Raw genomic sequence first — 19111 nt, forward strand, 5'->3', positions numbered from 1 at the left:
ATCAGAGGCAGACGACCTGATCCCCGTCAGCGATAGCGGGTCAGCAGCTCCGCCCGAAGGTCGACGCCGGTGGCGGACACCGCATGGATGTCCCCGATCCGCAGTACGGGGAGGTCGTCCCGCTGGTACTCGGAGATCAACGAGAACATGACCTTGCCATCCGGTATCCAATACTGTTCGAGGGACGCCACATGCACCCGGCTGACGTGATAGATCTCCACGCCCGCGCTGACGAGCCGGTCGGCGACCTCCTCGAACGGCACTCGCGGCGGGAAGTCCCCGTACCGGCCGAGGATCGCCTCGGGGACGAAGTCGTCGAACCGGTGCAACTGCCAGAGTTTGACGTCGACGTCACCACAAATCCACTCGCCCGTTCCGTCATGGAAGTTGGCATCGACGAACCCGAACTGCCGCACCAGGTGGTGATCGGTCCACGATGCCTCATGGAAGTCGGCGCCCAGGACGCCCGGCCAGTCGTCCGGGCGGGAGCCGGGGCCGACGCCGAGGACCGTGCCGGTGACCGCGACATCAGCGAGGAAGTCCAGATGTGAGGGCATCCCCGTAGTCCACACCCCGCTTCCGGAGCTCACCGAGCCGCCCCCGGCCAAGCGGGGCGCACGCCCGAGCGACTCGTCCGTCGCACCTCCACCCCGACGATGGCCGGTATGCCCCGCCCGCAAGATCGCGCAGCTCATGGGCGATCCGGCGACGCCAGCTCGGCAGGCGGGGGCTAGCCTCGTGGGGCTATGGATCTCTCCCACGCCGCGCTGCTGCTCGCCGCCGGTCTCGCCGCGGGCACGGTCAACGCGGTGGCCGGTGGTGGTTCGCTGATCACGTTCCCGGCGATGATCGCGGTCGGGCTGCCGCCGGTACCCGCGAATGTCAGCAACTCCGTCGCCGTCTTCCCCGGGTACGTCGCCAGCGTGGCGGGCAGCCGCCAGGACCTGCCGCGCCCCCGCGCGCTCGCCACGTTGGTGCCCACCACGATCGTCGGCACGATCGTCGGGGCGCTGCTGTTGCTGGCGACTCCGGCCCGCGCGTTCGAGCTGGTCGTACCCTTTCTGGTGCTCGGCGCGACCGCGGTCCTGGCCTTCCAGGACCCGCTACGCCGGCTGGTCGGCCACCCCAAGGACCTGTCGCCACGCCGGCGGACGGTCGCGGTCCAGACGATGGTCGCGCTCGGCGCGGTGTACGGCGGCTACTTCGGCGCGGCGCTCGGGGTGATGCTGGTCGCCGGCCTGGCCCTGGTGCTCGACGCGACGCTGGCGCGGGTGAGCGCGATCAAGAACCTGCTCTCGGCCGTGGTGGGCTTGACCACGCTCGTGATTTTCGCCCTGTTCGGCCCGCTGAACTGGGCGGCGGTCGCGGTGGTCGCGCCCGCCACCCTCCTTGGGGGGTACGCGGGCGCGCGGCTGGTCCGCCGGCTGCCGCCGGTGGTGCTCAAGACCCTGATCGTGGTGTTCGGCACGACGATCGGCCTCTACCTGCTCTACCGCGCCCTGCGCTGACGCACCCCCGCCCGCCCGCCCGGCGTCGCCCGCCCGGCGTCGCTGCCGAGATCCGCGCAACATCCGGGATGTTGCTGCCTCAGCAGACCCGGAAGCAGCAACATCCCCGAAAGTGCGCGGATCTCGGTGCGGGCGGCGCGGGCGGGCGGCGCGGGCGGGCGGCGCGGGCGGGCGGGCTAGTGGGACGGGTCAGTAGGCCTCGCCTACCGGCTCCTCGACGGACTTCTCGGTGTCGGCGGCGGCACGGTTCCAGCGGGACCAGAGGACCCGCTCGCCGTAACCGGCGGCCATCATGTGCGCGAACGCCAGGTAGACCAGCACCCCGACGGCGAGCACCCCGAAGCCGACCCAGAACGGCAGCGCCAGGGACTGCTCGGCGAGCTTGCCGGAGATGATCGGGGCGGGCGCGGCGGCACCCCAGCGGACCAGGTTGAACGCGCCGGTGGCGAGCCGGCGGTCGCTGGAGCCGAGGCCGAGCGCCAGGTCGGTGAGGTTGGCGTTGGCCAGGCCCATGCACAGGCCGGCGAGGACCAGCACCACGAGCGCCTCGGCGGTGCTGGTGGAGGTCGCGAAGAGGACCATGCAGACCAGCAGCCCGGCGATGGCCACGCCGACGGTCTGTACCGCGCCGATCCGGTGGGCGAGCCGGTGGCCGATCACCAGGATGCCGGTGGCCAGGCCGAGGCCCCAGCCGGTGAAGGCGAGGCCCAGCGGGATCACGTCCAGGCCCAGGAAGAGCGGCGTGTAGCCGAGCACGACGAAGAACACGAAGTTGTACGCGGCGGTGACCGCACAGAGCGCGATGAACGCCGGGCGGCGGTAGGTGGCGAAGATCTGGCCGACGCGTACCGGCGCTTGGCGGTTGGTGGGCTCGCGCAGCTTGCGGGCGGCCACGGCGAGGGCGAGGACCATGAACACGCCGCACACGAAGAACGGCAGCCGCCAGCTCACCTCACCGAGCAGGCCGCCGATCAGCGGGCCGACGGCGAAGCCGAGACCGAGGGCGGTCTCGAAGAGGCCGACCACCCACTCCCGGTCGACGGCCAGGTTGACCAACACCACCATCGCGGTGGCGAAGAACATCGCGTTGCCCAGGCCCCACACGCCACGCAGCACGGAGAGTTGCACGATGTTGCCGCTGAACGAGGCGAGGATGGCGGCCAGGCCGACCACCGAGACACCGGCGACCAGCACCGGCTTGAAGCCGAAGCGGCCGCTGGCGAGCGTCGCCGGGATCATGCCCAGGGCCATGACCGCGATGTACGCGGTGAACAGCAGTTCGACCTGCCAGGCGGTGACCCCGATCGCCTCGCCGATGGCGGGCAGGATCGGGTCGACGACGGCGATGCCGGCGATGGCGAGGAACGCCACCAGCGTGGTGGCGCAGATGGCACTGCGGTTTGGTTCGGATGACCGATCCACTCCGACTCCCCAATTAGCTGTATCGTACAGGTATTTACCCTGTATCCTACAGCTATGAGCGACGACGACGAGAGCACCCTCGGACTGATCGAGACCGAGGTGGCCCTGCTGATGCGTTTCGGCGAGGCCACCCGACGGGCCAGCGGGTCCGCCGAGCACCGGGTGCTCGACCGAGCGGCGTACGTCATCCTGCGGCACCTCGACGCCGCCGGCCCGCAGAACGTCTCCGCGCTCGCCGCGCGGCTCAACCTGGACGGCTCGACGGTGACCCGGCAGGTCTCCGCCCTGCAACGCGACGGCCTCATCGCCCGCGCCCCCGACCCCACGGACGGGCGCGGCACGGTCATCTCCCCCACCACGGCCGGCCTCCAGCGGATGGCCGCCGTACAGGCGGCCCGGACCCGGCTCTACGGCGACATGCTGTCCGACTGGAGCCCCGAGGACCGAGAAACCCTCGCACGGCTGCTGGGCCGCCTCAACCAGGCCCTGGTAAACCGCAACCGCCCCCGCTGAACGTCAAGATCCGCGCAACTTCAGGGTTGTTGCTGCCTCCGCCCCGCCCGAAACAGCAACAACCCTGAAGTTGCCCCCCCCCCCCCCGACCTGGCCCCGCCCGGCCCGGCCCGGCCCGTCTTGACCTCACCCCTGCCGGGACCGATCCTGCCTGGCCCGTTGATCATGGAGTGGTGGTGGGACACGGACAGGCGCATTTAGCCACCACCCGGGCACCAGAACTCCATGATCGACGTGGAAGGTGGGCGCGCGGGCCCTTGCACCGCCACCGTCCGGGCTTACGGACGCTGTGGCTTAGCCGTTTCGCCCCAAGATCGCGCAACATCGTGGATGTAGTGGCATCCCCCGCCGCCCGACACCACTAGAACAAGGATCGAGCACGATCTTGGTCGGTGGGTGACTCGCGACAGCGCACGCAACGGGCGACGGGCAACCTCGACCGCGATTGGCGCGCGCCGGGTGACGGGTGGCGAGCGCCGGATGGAGGGCCAGGGGCCAGGGGCGATGGGTGCTGAGGTGCGGCGGGCCTGCCGAGCGCCCCCGGGCGCCGGCCTCGCGGCAGGCGCCCGGGGGAACGGGAACGGTGGACGAGAAACGGGAAACGCGGGTCAGGCGACAGGTTCGCGGGCCGAGTCGGCGTCGCGGTCGACGCCGGGGGTGACGCGCGGGTCGCCCTCGTCGGCGAAGTAGTCGTCCGGCTCGGTGCCGTCGACTCCGTCGGGCGTCTTCAGTACCCGCAGGATCAGCGTCACCAGCGCCGCGACGGCCAGGTTGACCAGCACCGCCACGATGCCCACGTAGATCGTCTTCTTGGTGTCGAACCCGAACTCGGACAGCGGGAACGCCGAGCCTCCGAAGTGCTTCTTCGTCGGGCTGGCGACCTGGTACAGCATCCACATGCCGAGGCCCATGCCGGCGACCCAGCCGGCGATCAGGGCGGTGCGGTGGAACCAGCGGGTGTAGAGGCCCAGCGCCACCGCCGGCAGCGTCTGGAGGATGATGACGCCGCCGATGAGCTGGAGGTCGATCGAGAACTGCGGGTCGAGGAAGACGATGCAGGCGACCGCGCCGACCTTGACCACCAGCGAGGTGATTTTCGAGACGTTGGCTTCCTGCGCCGGGGAGGCGTCCCTCTTCAGGTACTCCTTGTAGATGTTGCGGGTGAACAGGTTCGCCGCCGCGATCGACATGATGGCCGCCGGCACCAGCGCGCCGATGCCGATGGCCGCGTACGCGACGCCGGCGAACCAGTCCGGGAACTGCTGGTCGAACAGCAGCGGGACGATCGTGTTGTTGTCGACGCTGCCCTCCTTGGCCCCCGGCAGCGGCTTCACCCCGGCCGCGATGGCCATGTAGCCGAGCAGCGCGATCAACCCGAGCAGCAGGCTGTACGCGGGCAGCGCCGACATGTTGCGCTTGATCACGTCACGGTTCCGGCTGGCCAGGACGCCGGTGATGCTGTGCGGGTAGAGGAACAGGGCCAACGCGGAGCCGAACGCCAACGTGACGTACTGGAGCTGGTTGTTGCCGTTGAGCAGGATGCCGTCGTTCGGGTTCGGGGACGCCTGGAACTTCGCGTCCGCCGCGTCGAAGATGTCGCCCCAGCCGCCGAGCTTGTACGGCAGGTAGATGACCGCCACCAGGATGACGATGTAGATCAGGCTGTCCTTGACGAACGCGATCAGCGCGGGCGCGCGCAGCCCCGACTGGTAGGTGTACGCGGCGAGGATGGCGAACGCGATGATGATCGGCAGATGCCGGGCCAGGGCGCTGTCACCCGTCACGCCCATCGTCTTGAGGACCGCCTCGATGCCGACCAGTTGCAGCGCGATGTACGGCATGGTGGCGACGATGCCGGTGATCGCGATGAGCAGCGCCAGTACGGGCGAGTCGAACCGCCGACGGACGAAGTCGGCCGGGGTGACGAAGCCGTGCCGGTGCGAGACCGACCAGAGCCGGATCAGCACCAGGAAGACCAGCGGGTAGACGACGATCGTGTACGGCACGGCGAAGAACCCGGCCGCCCCGGCTCCGAACATGAGGGCCGGCACCGCCACGAAGGTGTACGCCGTGTAGAGGTCACCGCCGACCAGGAACCAGGTGATCCAGCCACCGAAGCTGCGCCCGCCCAGGCCCCACTCGTCGAGGTGCGCCATGTCCTTCGGCGCGCGCCAGCGGGCGGCCACGAAGCCCATCGCGCTGACCAGCAGGAACAGCAGCGAGAAGACGATGATCTCGGTGAGATGGTCGCGCCACATCAGCGGGTCCCCCGCTTCTTCGTCATCTGGTAGACGAGCGTCGTGGTGGAGACGCCGAGCAGGATCCAGGCCAGTTGCAGCCAGTAGTAGCGCGGGAATCCGAAGATTCGGGGCGCGTCACTGTTGAAGAACGCCGGGACGAGCGGCACCACAATGGGGATCAGGAGCAACCAGTTCCAGGGGCTGTGGTCCTTCGCCCTGGAGGGCGCCCTGGTAGGCGCCTCCGGTTCGGGTGCAGCCATCTGACACACCTCCGGGGAATCGAGACAGTCGATGTAACCGCCGGAGGCTACGACTCGGTGACCGCCGTCGCGATCACGGTGCGGACGGCTCTGCGCCGAACGGCGCATCGGCTGCGCCGAATGGCGGGGGCGCGCTGCTCAGGCGGAGGGCAGGTGCGCGGTGTCGTTGACCGTGCGGACGGCGATGCCGCCGTCGGGCCACAGGTCGAGCACCGAGATGCCGGCCGCGTCCAGGAAGAGCCGGTGCAGGAAGCCGTCGGTGGCGGCGAGGGCGTCGCGCAGCGCCAGCTTGATCGGCGAGACGTGCGAGACGACCACCACGGTCTCTCCGGGGTACGCCTTCGGCAGCGCCTCGACGACCCGACGCACCCGTTCGGCGACCTGGGTGAACGACTCGCCGCCGGGCGGGGCGATCCGCGCCGATGCCAGCCAGGCGTCCATCTCCCCCGGCCACTGCTGGCGTACCTCGGCGAAGGTGCGCCCCTCCCACTGCCCGAAGTCGCACTCGATCAGGTCGGCTTCGGTGCGTACCGGCACGTCACCGATCGCGTCGGCGATCGCCGCCGCGGTGGCCGTACACCGGGACAGGGGTGAGCTGAGCACGGCCGCGACGGACGGGGCCAGCGCGGCCACGCGCGTGCCGGTGGCGGCGGCCTGGGCACGGCCGCGCTCCGAGAGCGGCACGTCGCCGCGGCCGGAGTAGCGGCCCTGCTCGGTGTACGCGGTCTCGCCGTGCCGCACGAGGATCAGCCGGGTGGCCGTGAAGCTCGGACGGGGCTCCCAGGAGGCCGGCGCGGTCGCCGGGTCGCTGCCCGCCGACGCGCCTCCTTGCGGCGCAGTGGCCGAGGCGGGCGCGCTCGGGGACGTCGGCGGGGTGGTACGGCCGGTGGCGGCGTCCATCGCGGCGTTGGCGAGCGCGTCGGCGTGCCGGTTCTCCTCGCGCGGGATCCAGGTGAAGCGGACCGCGCCGAAGCGGCCCACCAGCGCGGCCGCCTGCGCGGCGAGCGGACGCAGGCCGGGGTGCTTGATCTGCCACCGGCCGCACATCTGCTCGACGACCAGCTTGGAGTCCATCCGGACGTCCACCTCGGCGGCGTCCAGTTCGGCGGCGGCCCGCAGACCGGCGATCAGGCCCTGGTACTCGGCGACGTTGTTGGTCGCCGTACCCAACGACTCGGCGCGTTCGGCGAGCACCTCGCCGGTCTCCGGGTCACGCACCACCGCGCCGTAGCCGGCCGGCCCGGGGTTGCCCCGGGACCCGCCGTCGGCCTCGACGACGACCACGCGCGGCGCCACGACCTACAGACCCGACTCGTTGGTGCGGACCATGATCCGCCGGCAGTCCTCGCAGCGGACCACGTCGTCCGGGGCGGCCTGGCGGATGCGGGCCAGGTCGGCGCCGGAGAGTTCCAGCCGGCAGCCGCCGCAACGGCCGGCGGTGAGCAGCGCCGCGCCCAGCCCGGTGTCCTCGCGGATCTTGTCGTAGAGGGTGACCAGGTCGCCGGGGAGGTCGGCCGCGAGCGGCTGGCGGGCGCCCCGCTTGAACTCCTCCTCCTTGGCGATCTCGGCCAGCGCGTCGTCCCGACGCTGCTCGGTGGCGGCCCGCTTCTCCCGGGCGTCGGCGAGGCGCTGTTCCACGCCGTCCAGGACGCCCTGGGCGGTCTCCCGCTGCTCCATCAACTCCAGCTCGGCGTCCTCCAGGTCACCCTGACGCCGGTTGAGCGAGGCCAGCTCGTGCTGGAGCGCCTCCAGCTCCCGGGCCGGGCCGGTGCCGGCGGCGAGCCGGTTCTGGTCCTTCTCCTTGCGGGCGCGGACCTGCTCGACGTCCTTCTCCAGGCGGGCGATGTCCCGGTCCAGGTCGTCGACCGCCACCTGGGCGCGTACCCGCTCGTCCTCCAGCGACGACAGCTCCCGGGCCAGTGCCTCCAGTTCGGCCCGCTCCGGCAGCGACCGGCGGCGGTGCGCGAGCTGGGCGAGGTTGGTGTCGAGCGCCTGAAGGTCGAGCAGGCGGCGCTGGACCTGGGGGTCAGCCTTCACGGTCGGGCTCCTTGTCGTCCACAACGGGTGCGGCGGCGTGCACGGTCCACGGGTCGGTGTCCAGGTCGGACACCAGCGTCTCGACGCCCGGAGCCTCCCGCAGGAAAGCGGCCAGGTCGTCCAGCCACGGTCGTTCGGTCGCCCAGTGGGCGGCCTCGATCAGGGCGGGACCATCGGCGGCGACGTGCTCGCTGGCCGGATGGTGCCGCAGGTCGGAGGTGAGAAACGCATCCACCCCGGCGGCGGTCGCGGCGCCGAGGAAGCTGTCTCCCGATCCGCCGCTGACGGCGAGGGTACGAACCATACGCCGGGGATCGCCCGCGGCGCGAACTCCCCAGGACGTGACGGGAAGCACGGCGGCGGCGTGCCGGGTCAGCTCGGCGAGGCTCATCGGGTGGGGCAATTCCCCGATCCGGCCGAAACCACGGTCGTCGCCGTGAGCGGGAGAGCCGGGCGCGGGCCGTTGCAGCGGTCGCAGCCCGGTCAGGCCGAACCGGGCGGCGAGAGCGTCGGAGACGCCCGGCGAGGCCACGTCGGCGTTGGTGTGCGCCGCGTACAGCGCCACGCCGGCCCGGATCAGCTCGTGGACGATCCGCCCCTTGACGGTCGTCGGCGCGACCGACGACACCCCGCGTAGCAGCAGCGGATGGTGCGCGACGATCATGTCTGCCTCGACGGCCAGCGCCTCGGCGACCGTCTCGGGCACCACGTCGACCACGCAGAGCACCCGGCGGACCGGGGCAGTCGGCTCACCGAGCACCAGGCCGACACGATCCCACTCTTGCGCCCAGACGGGCGGATAGCGGCGCTCCACCTCGGCCACCACGTCGCTCACCGTGGGGGCGGATCGGCTTGTGCTCACGGCGGGCCAGCTTACCGGCGTCGAGCCCGTCTGGCGGCGACACCCGGCCCCGGCCGCGTCGACCGGGACCGGGCGGGCGGGCTCAGGCGGCGCGGTACGCGACGGTCCGCAGGGCGGCGAGCGGCATCGCCCAGGGGAAGGCGTGCATGTGCTGCTCTCCCGTACCGGGTGGGTGCAGGGCGACCACGTGGTCACCGAAGAGCACGGTGATCCCCCAGTCCGCCAGCCGGGCCACGCCGGCCCGGAACGCCGGGTGGGCGGCCATCGCGACGTTGGTGTACGGCACGGCGACGATCGGGATGCCCCTGCCCTGCGCCTCGACGAGCAGGCCGAGCGCGAGGGTGTCGGCGATACCCGCCGCCCACTTGTTGACCGTGTTCACGGTCGCCGGGCAGACGACCATGGCGTCGGCGGGCGGCAGCACGTCCGGGTCGCCGGGATTCTTGTAGTGCGTCCGTACCGGGTGGCCGGTCTGTCGATGAAGGGCCGCCCGGTCGACGAACTTCGCGCCGTCCGGCGTGGTGATCACGCAGACGTCCCAGCCGTCGGCCTGGGCCAACTCGACCAGGCGGCCGACGTGACGGGCCAACGGCGAACCGCAGGCGATGACGTAGAGCACCGCACGGTGCTCGCTGGTGTGTGGTCCGCCGGTCGTCACACCGGCTCCGTGCTCATACCCCTACTCCCATTTGCTCAGCCAACTCCGCTACCGGAGAAGGCGGCGCACCCCGTGTGCGACGAAGGACGTCGGACATCACCTCGTGGGCGATCGGTCGGCAGCGGATCTCCGACGGCGCGAGCCGGTCACCGAGCAGCAGCATCTCCCCGGCGTTGGCCACGTCGCCGATCTGGGCGTACCCACGGGCGATGTCGAGCAGGTGGTGGGCCCGGCGCTCGGGCAGCAGCGCGTTGAAGTCGGGCTCCGCGATGCGCAGTTGGTGCACCTCCACCGCCCGGCCCCCGTCGCCCAGCTCGACGGCGGCGGCGGCCCGGTGCAGCTCGACGTTCGTCGGGCCGAACGACGTCCAGTAGTGGTTATGGTCGCCGCCGAGCAGGGTGGCGGCTTCCTCCGCGCAGTTGATCAGGTCGTCGACGCTGGCCGAGTCGCCGATCCGGGACGCCGCCATGGCCCCCTGCAACAGCAGCATCCCGTAGACGGACAGCCGGGCCGGCGACACGTCGTTGCCGCCGCCGGGGGCCAACCGGTTGGCGATCTGCACGTTCAGTTCCAGCGCCGGCCGGGCCCGGCCCATGGCGACCAGGGCGTTGCAGACCCGCGTGGTGGCGATCCCGGCCAGCAGCGGGTCGTCGGCGCGTTGGGCCACCGCCATCGACCGGTCGGCGGCCAGCCAGGCCAGCTCGAACTCGCCGAGCTTGCGCAGCACCGAGGAGGCGATCTGGTAGACCTGCCCGAGCAGGTGTGCCGCTTCCGGCGCCTGCGCCCCGCTGTAGGCGGCGTCGGCGGCCTGCGCGTCGCGCAGCAGCTTGGGCAGCGCGCGGGTGAGCATCCCGTAGCGGCCGTACTGGTAGGTGAGCCAGGCGTGGTTGACGGCCTTGCGCATGTCGTCCAGCGGCGGCGGGTACGGCACGGCGTCGAAGTACGCGCTCATCGAGTCGTACCGTTCCAGGGCCGCCCGGATCTCCTGCACCTCGATCTGGTCGATGCAGTTCAAGGCGTCCGTACGCCGCTCCGGGTCCCGACCCAGCAGCAGCTGCACGTCCATCTGGAGGATGTCGGCGATCTCGTAGAGGACCGAGAACTTGTCCAGCCGGCGGACGCCCCGCTCGACCTTGTCGACCCAGCTCTTCGACTTGCCCAGGCGGTCCGCGAAGACCTGCTGCGACATCTTGCGCCGCCCCCGCCAGTAGGCCACTCGCCGGCCAATGGGTAGCTCGTCCATCTGCCCATTCCTCCCCTGCCACCGCCGAACGGGCGGGGCACTGTCCGTGGGTGCGGCGATTCAGTCGTTCGTCTTGCAGTTTTCGCTGGTCGCACAGCCTGTACGTCAGCCGGACAGCCAGTCCTCGTACTTTTCGTGCAAGTTGCACGAGCCGTTCGTCAACCTCAACGATCGTGGGTTACGGCAGTGACGGCGTTCGAACTGCGACCTGGCGTCCGCCGGGCCCGACCGAGGGGAGATGGCACACATGTGGGGGAACGTCGGACCACGCGTCGCCGAACTGTCGCCGCTGGAACGCGTCCGGCTGCGCCGGGTCGCCATCCGGTACGCCGTACACGGGTGGGAGGTGACGCCCGGCGCCTGCCTCGCCCGCAGCAGGTTCGTGTGCGGTCGGGCCGGCTGTCCCACCGTGGGCTGCCACCCCGCGCTGGAGAACTGGGAGCTGGCCGCCACCACCGACCCGGCCCGGGTGGCCACCTGGTGGCGGACGCGTCCACACGGCGTACTGCTGCCCACCGGGCGGACCTTCGACGTGCTGGAGGTGCCGGCGCACCTCGGCCGGCACGTCCTCGACGCCGTGCAGACCCACCCGGCCGGCACCGGCGTACGCGGGCCCGTGCTGGTCACCCCCACCGGCCGGTGGATGTTCCTGGTGCGCCCCGGTGACCCGCTGCGGCCGGAGTTGGAGCACTGCTTCCACGTGGTCCGGCACGGGCCGGGATCGTGGATCCCCGCGCCGCCGACCCGGCTGCCGGAGGGGACGGTCCGCTGGGCGGTCGCGCCGGAGCAGGCCCGCTGGCAGCTCCCCGACTCGTACCTGGTGCAGAACACCCTGATCGAGGCGCTGCGGGCCAGCGGGGTGACGCTCACCCACGACCTGCTCCCCGGGCACCTGCCGCTCCCCCGCCGGGGCAGGTGAGCCGGGGCCGGCCGACGATGCGATCCGATCCGGTGACCGACAGCGTCGCCGGACCACCGGTCCTCGTTGAGCAGGTGACGGCGCGAACGCGCGGCACGAACGGGGGAACGATGTCCACACACGACCGGTCGCCGTATCCCGGCGGCACCGAGCCGCCCAGGCGCGGCCAACGAGGGCACCGCTGGGCCGGCACCCGCCCCACAGGCTCCCGCCCAGGTCGCCCCCGCCCCACCGGCACCCGCCCCGCCACCACCCACCGCCCCCTCCGCTAACCCTTCCAGCCCCACGGCCCCCACCTCGTCGATCTTGCACTTTGTGCGGTGACATTCCCCCTCACGAGGGGCGAATCGACAACCGAAACTGCAAGATCGCGGGGCAGGAGCGGGTCGCGGGGCAGGCGCGGGTCGTGGGGCAGGAGCGGGGGCAGGAGCGGGTCGCGGGGCGGGTCAGACCGTCAGTGCTAGGGCGGCGGAGTGGAACTGGCGGGCGTCGTCGGTGACGACCGCGTAGGTGTGGTCGGTCAGGCGGTCCAGCCAGCCGGTTCCCGCCGCGCCCATGGCCAGGGCGGCGGTGGCGTAGGCGTCCGCGACACCCAGGTCGCTGCCGACCACGGTCACCGAGCGCAGCCCGCTGGCCGGGGCGCCCCGGCGTGGGTCCAGCACGTGCCGGCCCCGCTCGTAGACGCCGGAGGTGGCCACCGCCAGGTCGGTGCCGGCGAGCACCAGGCAGGTCGCCATCTCGTCCCACGGGTGCCGGATGCCGATGCGCCACGGCTCGCCGGTGGGCGAGAAGCCGCGTACGCGGACGTCGCCACCGGCGTTGACGCAGTGGTTCGCCGCCCCGGCGGCGAGGAGCCGGTCGGAGGCGACCTGCGCCGCCCAGCCCTTCACGTACCCGGACGGGTCGAGCCGGCCGGTGGCGTACGCGTCGAAGAACCCGTCGGTGACGCCCCACAGGTCGGCGCACGCCTCCAGCACGAAACGCAGGTCCGCCGACGCCTCGGAGAGCAGCACCTCGCCCCGGTCGAACCGGCACACCTCGCTGTCCGGCTTGTACGTGCTGAACCGGGCGTCCACCTCGTGCATCCAGGCGAAGACGTCGTCGGCCAGCTCGCGTAGGCGCGCGGGAGGCAGGTCGTCGGCGAGGTCCAGGGTGATCGTCGTACCCATGATGTGCTCGACCCGGCACAACCCGGGCCGGGTCATCGCGGCCGACACCTCAGAACGCCTGCTCGATCGCGGCCCGCAGAGACGACTTGTACGCGTTGCTGGTCGCGGTGGCGCCGGAGACGGTGTTGAGGTTGGCGCTCTGCTTCTGCACCACCTCGCCACCGGTGCCGTTGTACTTGCTGCGGACGTCGCCGCTGTGGATGTCGGACTCTCCGCCGCTGGGCAGTTCCAGCGTGGTGGCGTCAATGATCTTGTTGCCGGACACCACGATCTGCACCGTCACGGTCCCGTAGTCACTGGCCGTGTCCACCGGAGGGCCGGTGATCCGGCGAGTGGTCGGCTGCGGCGCCTTGGTGGTCTTCGGCGCGGTCGGGGCCTTCGCGGTGGTCTTCGTGCCGGACGGCTTGGCGGTGGTCTTGCCGGGCTTCGGCGACGCGGGTGCGTCGGCGGTCTCCGACGGCTTCGGCGCCGCACCCGACGGGTCGACGGCCGGGGCGACGCTCGGGTCGACCCCCGGTCCGCTCGGATTGACCGGTTGCGCGGTCGGCAGGTTCTGGGCGACCTGGGTGGTGCCCGGCGAGCCCTTGAGCACCACCAGGGCGGTGGTGCTGGCGGCCAGGCCGGTGATCGCGAGCAACGCGCGACGCATGCGATGCCTTCCTACAGTTCGAAGGTGGCCAGGTGGATCTGCCGGCGGGGCACACCGGCGCGGCGCAGCGCACGCACCGACTGCTCGACGAGTCCGGACGGTCCGCAGAGGTAGACATCCCGCCGGGCCACGTCGGGTACCAGTTGGCGCAGCCCGTCCGGGCTCATGAGCTGGCGGGGGCCGGGGTCGTCGCGGGAGCCGATGACGTACCAGATCGACGTGTCGCGTTCCTGGGCCAGCCAGTCCAGCTCGCGGCTGAGCAGCACGTCGGCCGGGGTGCGGGCACGGTAGATCAGGGCCGCGCCCGGCGGCAACTCCTCGAGCATGGCCCGGATGGGCGTGATGCCGCTGCCACCGGCGATCAGCAGCGCCCGCTCGCGCACCCGGTGCGCGGCGGTGAAGGTGCCCGACGGGCCGTGCGCCCACACCCGGGTACCCGGGTCGAGGTCGCGCAGGTCGGCGGTGTGCCGGCCGACGACCTTGACGGTGAGCCGCAGCCAGCGGCCGTTCCCGGCGGCGGAGACGGAGAACGGGTGCGACTGCCACCAGCAGCCGGGGGTGAGGAAACGCCAGCGGAAGTACTGCCCGCCGAGCATTTCGAGCCGGCCCAGCCGCTCACCCGTGAGGTAGATGGAGATGGTGTCCGGGCTCTCCGCCACCACGTCGGCGACCCGCAGCTTGTAGCGCAGGTTGAACGCCAGCGGCGCGATCACCCGTCCCCAGAGCAACGCGGCGACCACCAGCAGGTAGAGCGCGATCCAGCCGGTACGTACCGGGCCCGGCTTGTAGAGCTGCGCGCCGTGGCTGAACTGGTGCCCGTAGCCGAGCAGCAGCACCAGATAGCTGGAGCGGTGCAGCAGGTGCCACAGCTCGTAGGGCAGCGCCCGCCGGATGGCCCGGACGCTGCTGAAGCCGATCACCATCATGATGCCGGTGGCGACGAAGGCCGAGAGCATGTCCTCGTAGCTGCCCAGCAGCGTGCCCACCTCGGCGAACACCGAGTGGTTCCGCAGGTCGGCGTAGCCGACGAGGATCAGCGACAGGTGCGCCAGCACGGCGACCAGCAGCGTCGCGCCGATGTCGCGGTGCCAGCGGCCGATCTGCTCACCGCCGATCCACCGTTCCAGCACCGGCAGGCGACTCATCATCAGCACCTGCACGAGCAGCAGGTAACCGGCGATCAGGCCGGTGATCCGCCCCGCCGCGGTGAGGGTCGCGGCGGTGCTGCGCAGCGAGCCGGCGGGCGTACCCAGCCACCACGGCAGCACGCTGGCCAGCAGCCCGACCAGCAGCAGCACGGCCAGCAACCGCCGGCCGCCGGGTCCGCGCCGCTGCGGAACCTGCGGGGGTACGGGAGCAGCCGACCGGCCGCCGTGCCGGGACGAGGTCCCGGTGCGGCGGCCGGCGGCGTGGGTGCCCGGGTACGTCACGCGTACAGCTTCATCGGGGCGTACTTCATGCGCGGGAACACCTTCTGCACCTCGGCGTTGGTGAGCCCGAAGCGACCCTGTGCCAGGGAGCCGTAGACGTTGAACATGTTGTTGTATTCCGGCACGTCGCCGGAGTCCAACTTGCTGAGCCCGTTCCAGGTGCCCAGCAGCGATCCGGCCAGCTTCTTGCCGGACAGGACGGTGACCACGCCGCCGTGACCGTGGTCGGTGCCGCCGGTGTTCGAGCCGACCCGGCGACCGAACTCGCTCGACACCATGATCGTCACGTCGGCGGCCTGCGGGCCGAGGTCGGTGAAGAACGCCGCCATCGCGCTGGCCAGCTCGTTCAGCCGGCGGTGCAGCTGGCCGCCGCTCTGCGTGCCCTGGTTCTCGTGGGTGTCGTAGCCGCCCATGCCGACGGTGGCGACCCGGACGTTGGCGCCGCCCTTGATGAGCTGGGCGAGCTGCTGGAACGCGTTGCCGACGCCCTCGTACTTGACGCCCGCGGCGGGCTGGTACGGCTTGGCGGCCAGCTTCTGGGCGGTGGCGAGCGCGCCCATGCCCTCCTGGACGGCCTCCTCCACCGGGTGGTTGATCCCGGTGAAGAGCCCCTTGATGGCCTTCTCGGTGGCGGCCCGGAACTTGTCGTCGCCGTTGAGGCGCAGCGAGCCGACGCTGTTCAGCGAGAGCGCGCCGTTGTTGCCGACCAACGAGCGGGGCAGCGTGCTGCCGATGCCGACGCTGCGGAACGCGGTGCCCTTGCCGAGGTGGTCGACCAGGCCGTCGAGCCAGCCCCGGCCACCGGTCTCGTTGGGCAGGCCGCCCAAGTTGCAGGCGTCGGCGGCCTGGAAGTGGCTGCGGGACAGCCGCTCGTCGGAGACCGCCGGGATGAAGCCGAGCTGACCGGCCTTGAGGAAGCTCTCCAGCGGCTTGAACGCGCTGGTCAGCTTGAAGCCGCGGCTCAGGGCCAGCGAGTCGTTGCCGAGCAGCAGGTCGGGCCGGGCCTTGGCGAGCACCGGGTCGCCGTCCGGTGCGACCAGGCTGAGCCCGTCCAGGCCGCCGTAGAGGAAGACGTGGATCAGCGTGCCGGTCTTGGTGGCCGCGAACGACGCCGAGGTGGTGACGAACTGGGCGGTGGCCAGTGCGGTGGCGGTGGCCGCGGCACCGGCGACGAACGTGCGTCGGGTGACGCCGCGCCCGTCCTGCTGGGCCTCCTCCAGGTCCTCCAGCCGGCGGTAGCGGTCGGCCTCGGCCGCGTTCTCGGCGGCCACCAGGTCGGCCTCGGCGCGCAGCAGCGCCTCGGCCGGGTTGTCGGCCAGCCGTCGCACGTCGGGGCATTCGGGGTGCAGGGGGAAAGAGTTGTACACAGTCTTCTCCATCGGGTGCCTCACCGGAGGTGGTGCTGGGGGGAAGCGAGGATCGCCCGCGCTACGGCGGTGATGGCCCCGTTGAACGTGGCGTCGACCTTGGCGGTCGCCGCCACACCGGCCACGCCGAGGATCAGGTTCTTCTCCCGGGTGCTCAGCTTCTGGCCCACGAGCCGCAGGGACAGCGCGTCCACGTACGCCCCGGCCGTGGCCGGCGCCTTGACCAGCTTCTCCGGGGCGGTGTACGTGAAGACGGTGCGGTAGCCGGCCACGATCTCGCCGGCCTCGTTCCAGCCGTTGACCATGGTGCCCGCCGAGGTCCACGCGACGTAGACGTCGGGGTAGCCGTCCGGGGTGGGCTGACCCATCGGGTACTGGCCCAGCTCGCGCAGCTTGTCGTGGATCTGCCGCAGGCCCCGGGCGAACGGGGTGCGCTTGTTGTCGCCGTTGTTGTTCTTCGGCGACGCCTCGGGCGAGACGCCCAGGGTGCGGTACGTGGCGACCAGGTACTCCATGGGCCGGCGGACCTTCTGACCCACCGCCGCCCAGAACTCCGACGAGCTGAACAGCGTCATCAGCACCGGCTTGATCATGCCGTTGTTGCTGCTGTACGTCTTGGCCAGCCGGTCCACGAGGGACTTCGGCGGGGTGTCCGAGACGAACCGGGTCGCCAGGCTCTGCGCCACGTACTTCGCGGTCGAGGGGTGCAGCGCGATGTAGGTGATGTACTTGTCGATCGCCGCGTCCACGGCGGCGATCTCCTTGGCCGTCGGGTTGTTGACGTCCTTGATGCTGAACGTGTTGGCGTGGGTGAAGCCGAGGATCTTCACCTTGCCCATGTAGTGCTGGTTGACGCGCAGGACGTACTGGCCCTTGTCGTCGACGCCACGGCCGGTCTGGAGCATGGCGGCCTGCCGGACGTCACCCTCCTTGTAGCCGCCGTCGACGCCGACCGAGTACAGCTCGAGGTTCTCCCGGGCGAGGTTCTCGTTGATGGCGTCCTTGCGGGAGTCCTTCTGGTTCAGGTAGATCAGCAGCGCGGGGTGCTTGTTCGCCGCCACCAGCATCTCGGGGTAGCTGCCCAGCGCGTGCTTGCGCACGACGTCCTTGTCGAACGAGGTGCGGTAGACCTCCCCGCCGTCGAAGTCGGCGGCGACGTGCAGGAAGTCGTTCCAGAAGTCGACCATCACCTCGAAGAGCTGACGCTTCGACCAGATCTGCCGGGCCAGGGTGGCGTCGACCACCTCCCGCTCCGGCTGGGCGCCCTGGTCGTTCAGCTTGTCCCGCTGGTCACGCAGCTGCTGCACGGAGAGCGACTGGGTGGGCAGCTCGGCGAGCTTCAGCTCGGCCTTGCTCGGCTCGACCTTGTCCGGGTCGAGCTGCGTCCGGATCCACGCGTCGATGCCCTGCTTCTTGATGTCGGCGACGACGGTCGGCGTCGCCCCGAAGGTGGCCCGCCGGGCCAGGTGCAGGATCGGGTCCTTGGCGAGCACCGTCTTGACGGTCACCTCGGTCGCCGCGGCGGCCGCCGCCGGGCCGGAGAAGGTACGGCCACCGGCGGGCGCGTTCTTCTTCAGCGCCTCTCCGGCGCGCGAGCCCATGTAGCTCTCGTTCTGCTCGGTGTAGGTGCGCACCGTGCTGGGCTGCTGGCCGCTGGGACGCGCCGCGGTTCCGTCGGTCACCGTGCTGCCGGTCGCGTCGGCCGCCGCCTCGTCACCGAAGAGGTCACGGAACTGCGGGGTCATGGCGAGCGCCGCGCCACCGGCCACGACGGCGGCGGTGCCACCGATGGCGGCCATGGCCTTACGGCGGCCGACCTTGCGGCCCGGCTCACCGTCATCGTCCAGAGTGGGCAGTCCGGCGCCGGCCGGGCCGGACGGGGCGGGACGACCGAGGCCCTCCGGGCCGACCCACTGCGGCCCACGCGGGGCGGGGGCGGGCTGCGCGTGGTACGCGTACCCGTCGACGTACTGCTCACGCGGGTCGCCCTGCGCCGGGTAGCCGCCCTGGTAGGGGTGGGGCGAGTCGTATCCGTACGACGCGGACGCGGTCGGGTCGCCGTACGTGTCCGAGGTGTGGTGCTGGCGTCCGTCCCAGCCGCGGTCGTCCCGCGGTCGACGTGGTGGCACATTCTGGTCGGCCATGTACCAATCTCGATTTCTGATGAGCGCCGGAAGCTGCGACCGGGCAGGTGCGGCAGGTGCGGCGACTGTTGCCTGAGGGGGTTGCTACGGCAAAGTAACCAAGCGCTCAGGTGCCTTCAAGGTGAGCCGAACACGCCCGGGAGGGCACTTAAGACAGCCCTCACCACGGCATTCAAGGCCGACGGGCCGACGCGGCCGGGTTCCAACCTTCCCAGCAGGGCGGACGCGCGCCAGCCGGGTACGGATCGGACCACGCGGCCGTACGCGCCCCGTTCACCGCTGTTCACCACCACAGGCAAACTTAAGGTTCGGATAAGCCGGACGTGAGGTGCCCTCACGCTGGCGAAAAGTAGCAGGAGCAGGAGCGTGAGCCGCCGTCGCAGCGGGTATGCCGCCGAACCGCTGAACGCGTGAGGGGAAGGCAGCGCCATGCTCAGCAAAGAGGATCAGCGCAGGTTCGACCAGATCACCCGTCAGCTCCGGGAGAGCGACCCGGCGTTCTTCGCCCGGCTCGACCATCGGGTCCGGGCCCGTCGGGGCCGTTATCTGATGTTGTTGACCATCGTGCTGTGGGCGTCGCTCCCGGCGATGGCCGTCTTCGCCGGCCGGCTGGCCGGCGCGATCTGCGCGGTGGTGCTGGTGGCCAACGCGGCGATCATGTGGCGGTTCCGCCGCCGCTGGACGTGACGG

The 19111-nt window shown here is 71.3% G+C and carries 18 protein-coding genes; 4 read left to right on the top strand and 14 right to left on the bottom strand.

The features are described from left to right. Positions 1 to 26: 26 nt before the first annotated feature. Entirely contained in the window at positions 27 to 557 is a 531-nt protein-coding gene (locus tag ACN269_RS11730; RefSeq protein WP_421472478.1) for a hypothetical protein, read from the bottom strand. Positions 558 to 746: 189 nt separating this feature from the next. On the opposite strand from ACN269_RS11730, the gene ACN269_RS11735 reads away from it, so the two are divergent. Then, positions 747 to 1508, top strand: a complete 762-nt coding sequence (locus ACN269_RS11735) for a sulfite exporter TauE/SafE family protein (RefSeq protein ID WP_421472479.1) — start codon at positions 747 to 749, stop codon at positions 1506 to 1508. A gap of 189 nt (positions 1509 to 1697) precedes the next feature. On the opposite strand, the gene ACN269_RS11740 is transcribed toward ACN269_RS11735, so the two are convergent. Further along, positions 1698 to 2930 (bottom strand): MFS transporter, encoded by a 1233-nt coding sequence (locus tag ACN269_RS11740; RefSeq protein WP_421472480.1) that lies wholly within the window; start codon positions 2928 to 2930, stop codon positions 1698 to 1700. Between the two features lie 54 nt (positions 2931 to 2984). On the opposite strand from ACN269_RS11740, the gene ACN269_RS11745 reads away from it, so the two are divergent. Then, complete coding sequence (locus ACN269_RS11745) at positions 2985 to 3443, top strand: MarR family winged helix-turn-helix transcriptional regulator (protein ID WP_355051448.1); 459 nt, start codon at positions 2985 to 2987, stop codon at positions 3441 to 3443. 608 nt (positions 3444 to 4051) lie between these two features. On the opposite strand, the gene mctP is transcribed toward ACN269_RS11745, so the two are convergent. The 7 genes from mctP to ACN269_RS11780 form a co-directional block, all read right to left on the bottom strand. Next, on the bottom strand, positions 4052 to 5701 hold the full coding sequence (mctP, locus tag ACN269_RS11750) for a monocarboxylate uptake permease MctP (protein WP_421472481.1): 1650 nt from the start codon (positions 5699 to 5701) through the stop codon (positions 4052 to 4054). Further along, a complete protein-coding gene (locus ACN269_RS11755; RefSeq protein WP_421472482.1) occupies positions 5701 to 5943 on the bottom strand; it encodes a DUF3311 domain-containing protein in 243 nt (80 codons plus the stop codon). The genes mctP and ACN269_RS11755 overlap by 1 nt, the downstream gene beginning before the upstream one ends. Positions 5944 to 6081: 138 nt before the next feature. Beyond that, positions 6082 to 7239 carry a bifunctional RNase H/acid phosphatase gene (locus ACN269_RS11760; protein WP_421472483.1) on the bottom strand — a complete coding sequence of 386 codons (1158 nt, stop codon included), beginning with the start codon at positions 7237 to 7239 and terminating at the stop codon, positions 6082 to 6084. 3 nt (positions 7240 to 7242) lie between these two features. After that, positions 7243 to 7980, bottom strand: a complete 738-nt coding sequence (locus tag ACN269_RS11765) for a zinc ribbon domain-containing protein (RefSeq protein ID WP_421472484.1) — start codon at positions 7978 to 7980, stop codon at positions 7243 to 7245. After that, positions 7970 to 8806: a Nif3-like dinuclear metal center hexameric protein gene (locus ACN269_RS11770; protein ID WP_421476292.1), complete on the bottom strand. Its 837-nt coding sequence runs from the start codon at positions 8804 to 8806 to the stop codon at positions 7970 to 7972. The genes ACN269_RS11765 and ACN269_RS11770 overlap by 11 nt, the downstream gene beginning before the upstream one ends. A 118-nt stretch (positions 8807 to 8924) precedes the next feature. After that, positions 8925 to 9500 carry a flavoprotein gene (locus ACN269_RS11775; RefSeq protein ID WP_421472485.1) on the bottom strand — a complete coding sequence of 192 codons (576 nt, stop codon included), beginning with the start codon at positions 9498 to 9500 and terminating at the stop codon, positions 8925 to 8927. A gap of 13 nt (positions 9501 to 9513) precedes the next feature. Then, positions 9514 to 10743 carry a helix-turn-helix domain-containing protein gene (locus ACN269_RS11780; protein ID WP_421472486.1) on the bottom strand — a complete coding sequence of 410 codons (1230 nt, stop codon included), beginning with the start codon at positions 10741 to 10743 and terminating at the stop codon, positions 9514 to 9516. A 247-nt stretch (positions 10744 to 10990) separates the two neighbouring features. Here ACN269_RS11780 and ACN269_RS11785 point away from each other — a divergent pair, with 247 nt between their 5' ends. Further along, positions 10991 to 11662: a bifunctional DNA primase/polymerase gene (locus ACN269_RS11785; RefSeq protein WP_355051440.1), complete on the top strand. Its 672-nt coding sequence runs from the start codon at positions 10991 to 10993 to the stop codon at positions 11660 to 11662. 446 nt (positions 11663 to 12108) lie between these two features. Here the strand turns inward: ACN269_RS11785 and ACN269_RS11790 are convergent, their stop codons facing one another. Genes ACN269_RS11790 through ACN269_RS11810 form a run of 5 tightly spaced genes read right to left on the bottom strand, consistent with a single transcriptional unit; the run spans position 12109 to position 18421 of the window. Next, entirely contained in the window at positions 12109 to 12831 is a 723-nt protein-coding gene (locus tag ACN269_RS11790) for an FAD:protein FMN transferase (RefSeq protein ID WP_421476294.1), read from the bottom strand. 49 nt (positions 12832 to 12880) lie between these two features. Beyond that, on the bottom strand, positions 12881 to 13480 hold the full coding sequence (locus ACN269_RS11795) for an FMN-binding protein (RefSeq protein ID WP_421472487.1): 600 nt from the start codon (positions 13478 to 13480) through the stop codon (positions 12881 to 12883). An 11-nt stretch (positions 13481 to 13491) separates the two neighbouring features. Next, positions 13492 to 14910 carry a ferric reductase-like transmembrane domain-containing protein gene (locus tag ACN269_RS11800; RefSeq protein ID WP_421472488.1) on the bottom strand — a complete coding sequence of 473 codons (1419 nt, stop codon included), beginning with the start codon at positions 14908 to 14910 and terminating at the stop codon, positions 13492 to 13494. Continuing rightward, a complete protein-coding gene (locus ACN269_RS11805) occupies positions 14907 to 16289 on the bottom strand; it encodes a DUF1501 domain-containing protein (RefSeq protein ID WP_421472489.1) in 1383 nt (460 codons plus the stop codon). Before ACN269_RS11805 ends, ACN269_RS11800 begins: the two co-directional genes overlap by 4 nt. 8 nt (positions 16290 to 16297) lie before the next feature. Beyond that, a complete protein-coding gene (locus ACN269_RS11810; RefSeq protein ID WP_421472490.1) occupies positions 16298 to 18421 on the bottom strand; it encodes a DUF1800 domain-containing protein in 2124 nt (707 codons plus the stop codon). A gap of 429 nt (positions 18422 to 18850) precedes the next feature. Between ACN269_RS11810 and ACN269_RS11815 the strand changes: the two genes are divergently transcribed. Beyond that, the gene (locus tag ACN269_RS11815) at positions 18851 to 19108 is read left to right on the top strand and encodes a DUF3040 domain-containing protein (protein WP_234586377.1); all 258 of its coding nucleotides are present in this window, start codon (positions 18851 to 18853) and stop codon (positions 19106 to 19108) included. Positions 19109 to 19111 lie beyond the last annotated feature (3 nt).

Source organism: Micromonospora sp. WMMD736, assembly GCF_049179015.1.
In the GTDB taxonomy this organism is placed as follows: domain Bacteria; phylum Actinomycetota; class Actinomycetes; order Mycobacteriales; family Micromonosporaceae; genus Micromonospora.